Source organism: Mesorhizobium sp. M5C.F.Ca.IN.020.32.2.1 (assembly GCF_004023105.1).
Classification (GTDB): domain Bacteria; phylum Pseudomonadota; class Alphaproteobacteria; order Rhizobiales; family Rhizobiaceae; genus Mesorhizobium; species Mesorhizobium wenxiniae.
In genome coordinates this window covers 1-3125 of the sequence record NZ_RZSX01000756.1, presented here as the reverse complement: position 1 = coordinate 3125, position 3125 = coordinate 1, and the positions used below count along the sequence as shown (strand labels likewise).

The 3125-nt window shown below is 65.1% G+C and carries 2 protein-coding genes and 2 pseudogenes; 3 read left to right on the top strand and 1 reads right to left on the bottom strand.

The window, feature by feature from the left end; all coding sequences use genetic code 11:
* A pseudogene (locus tag EOA86_RS28330) lies at window positions 1–881 on the top strand (peptidase M15); the annotation flags it as partial.
* A 98-nt stretch (window positions 882–979) separates the two neighbouring features.
* Here the strand turns inward: EOA86_RS28330 and EOA86_RS28325 are convergent.
* On the bottom strand, window positions 980–1618 hold the full coding sequence (locus EOA86_RS28325) for a 2-dehydro-3-deoxy-phosphogluconate aldolase (RefSeq protein WP_128344691.1): 639 nt from the start codon (window positions 1616–1618) through the stop codon (window positions 980–982).
* 191 nt (window positions 1619–1809) lie between these two features.
* Here EOA86_RS28325 and EOA86_RS28320 point away from each other — a divergent pair, with 191 nt between their 5' ends.
* Together EOA86_RS28320 and EOA86_RS40710 are read left to right on the top strand one after the other, a co-directional pair.
* Window positions 1810–2733 (top strand): rhodanese-related sulfurtransferase, encoded by a 924-nt coding sequence (locus EOA86_RS28320; RefSeq protein WP_128344690.1) that lies wholly within the window; start codon window positions 1810–1812, stop codon window positions 2731–2733.
* Between the two features lie 213 nt (window positions 2734–2946).
* Window positions 2947–3125 (top strand): annotated as a pseudogene (locus EOA86_RS40710) (tellurite resistance TerB family protein); the annotation flags it as partial.

Genomic DNA, 3125 nt, shown 5'->3' with positions numbered 1-3125 from the left:
GCGCTCAGCCGCCCGAAAACGTTCCGTTCGGCGTGGCGGATGCCACTGCCACCACTGAACAGGCGGTGGCGACCGCGCAAGCGCCGGCAAGCGCTCCCTTCGGCATGGCCGAGCCGTCCGCTGTCGCCGATGCGGCGCAGGTTGCCGCCAACAACATTCCGTTGCCGACCTGGCGTCCCGATCACTCGCTGCCGGCCGACCTTGCAGCGGCCGACCTTGCGCCGCAGGACAAGGATGTGCTTCTGGCGCTGGCGGATACGGCCGGGAACGGCAAGACCGCTACCGATGCGTTCCCGGTGCTGCCGTCGGCTCGGCCCGATCTGGCGCAGCCTGACTTGGCCCAGCCTGATTTGGCCCGGCCCGACTTGAAGCGGCCCGATTTGGCCCAGACGGACCAGGTTCAATCCGATGCGGTCAAGGCCGTCCTCGAGCGGGTCAGCGCAACCGACGAATACCAGGTCGCTTCGCTCTCCCAGCCGAGCTCGATTCTTAGCGATCCGGCGAACGGCAATGCCGCATCGCCGCGCGAGGCTGTCTTTACCCGTCCGGCCGGCTCGGATCCGGCCGCGGCGATCGGTGCGGGTGTGAAGACCACCCGCAAGGCAGCCAGGGCAACCGCCCGTGACCTGAAGCCTGGTCCCAAATCCGTGGTGGTCGCCGCCGAGCCGAAGGCCGCGCGCTGGGCATTGAACAGCGGCGAGAATGTCGCCACCGTCTCCCGCGCGACGACGGCGCCGCGCTATGCCTACAATATCGTGCACACGCCGCCGACCGAGGTCTACACCGCGGGCTTCCAGCCGAACGATCAGCTGGCCGACGCCAACCGGTTCACCGGCAATGCCGTCAAGTTCATGTCGGTAGCCCGCTTCCAGACCAAGTAGCGGATCGACCAAGCAAAACAAAGCCGCGTCGGACAACCCGCGCGGCTTTTTGCTGTTCGCAAACAAACGCCGCGATGCAGCCAGTCCGCTTGGGTTTCCTACCGCCCGAGCTTGCTCGCCGCGCGCGCCAACGCCTCGATTTCGTCCCACCTGCGGGCCTTGACCAAATCGTCCGGCGCCACCCAGGAGCCGCCGACGCAGATGACGTTGGGCAAGCTCAGATAGTCGGCGGCGTTCTTGCCGGTGATGCCGCCGGTCGGACAGAATTGCACATCGGCCAGCGGCGAGGCGAATGCCTTGAGCGACGCGATGCCGCCCGACTGTTCCGCTGGGAAGAATTTCAGGAAACGCAAGCCTGCCTCGCGGGCGGCCATGATCTCACCCGGCGTGATGGCACCGGGCAGCAACGGAACGTCGCTGTCCTTCGCCGCCGCCAGAAGCTCGCGAGTGATGCCGGGGCTGACGATGAACTTGGAGCCGACTGCTGCCGCCTCGCCGAACTGGCGGGCGTCCAGAATGGTGCCGGCGCCGACGACGGCGTCCTCGACTTTGCTTGCCACAAGCCGGATCGCCTCCAGCGCGTCAGCTGTCCGCAGCGTGATCTCGATCGCCGGCAGGCCGCCGCGCGCCAGGGCACGCGCCAGCGGCACGGCATCGGCGACGTTGGCGATCTTCAGCACCGGGATTACCGGTTGGCCGTTGAGGAGCGACAGGAGCTTTTCGGTCTTGCTGGGCATTGTCGTCTCTCCGGTATTGATCCGTTCAACCGGTTAGCAGAAGGCCGTTTTTCTGTCCACGAAACGAAGCGTGTCGCGATGTCACGCACTGCCGGCAAGGCCGTCAGCACCGGCCGTCAAAGCCACCAGGGAGAGGCTGATCCACGCGTCAGCCTTGAATCGGCTTTCATGAGCGTTTAGTGGCTTCGGCGATGACACTGCCCAATCAACCTTTCCGCGTTGCCGCGCTCTACAGGTTTGCCCGGCTCGACGGCTTCGAGGCGTTGCGCGCACCACTCGCCGCCTTTTGCTGCGGACGCAGTATCAAGGGCACGCTGCTTCTGGCGCATGAGGGCATCAACGGCACGGTCGCCGGCAGCGAAGCTGACATCGCCGCGCTCATCGATCATCTCCAATCCATCGACGGTCTCGCCGGTCTCGAGGTCAAGTACAGCAGCGCCGCGCAGACGCCGTTCCACCGCATGAAGGTGCGGCTGAAGCGCGAGATCGTCACCATGGGCGTTAGGGATATCGATCCGGCGGCAAGCGCCGGCACCTATGTGGCACCGGCCGATTGGAACGCACTGATCTCGGATGCGGGCACGATCGTCATCGACACGCGCAATGCCTACGAGGTATCGATCGGCACCTTCAAGGGCGCGGTCGATCCCGCCACGACGAGCTTTCGCGAATTCCCGGCCTGGGTCGAGCAGCACCGGGCCGAGCTCGTCGGCCGGACGGTGGCCATGTTCTGCACCGGCGGCATACGCTGCGAGAAGGCAACGGCCTATGTGAAGTCGCTCGGCTTCGAGGAAGTGTTCCATCTCAAGGGAGGTATCCTGAAATATCTCGAAGAGGTGCCCGCCGAACAGAGCCTCTGGCAGGGCGAGTGCTTCGTCTTCGACGAGCGCGTCTCGGTGTCGCACGGGCTGGTCGAGGGTGAGGCGGAACTGTGTCGCGCCTGCCGGCATCCGCTGATCGGGCAGGACCTGTTATCGCCGAAATACGCCGCCGGCATCTCATGCCCGCATTGCTTCGATGCCCGTTCCGACGAGGATCGCGCGCGCTACGCCGAGCGTCAGCGCCAGGTCGAGCTTGCAGAAGCGCAAGGCAGGGCTCCGCACATCGGACGTTAGAGGACGTGCGTCGGCTGGACGCACAAATTACGCTGCAACACATTGCATTTCGGGCCGATGCGTTAGGAGACGGCAGATCCTGACATCATCTCGTTTCCGCCATCATTGGCAAAGCGCTCATCGGTCATTGTAATGTCAATATGCGGGGCCTACCTCTTCAACGTCCGAAAACCCGCCCGTCCACGTTCGGCCGGGCCAATTCTGGAGGCATTGATGTTCGATCCCAAGAAGCTCCTCGACGATCTGCTCGGCTCGCAAATTCCCGGAACGGGGTCGACCGTCCGCGACAAAGGGGGTCAGGCGGTGCAGATGGCCAAGGACAATCCGCTGGCGGCCGGCGCACTGGCCGCGGTGCTGCTCGGAACCGGCGCTGGCCGTCAGGTCACCGGCAC

What these genes read in the sequence shown, in the direction of transcription:
- EOA86_RS28325 (WP_128344691.1), bottom strand. Translation starts at nt 1,618, where the DNA reads ATGCCCAGCAAGACCGAAAAGCTCCTGTCGCTCCTCAACGGCCAACCG.
- EOA86_RS28320 (WP_128344690.1), top strand. Translation starts at nt 1,810, where the DNA reads ATGACACTGCCCAATCAACCTTTCCGCGTTGCCGCGCTCTACAGGTTT.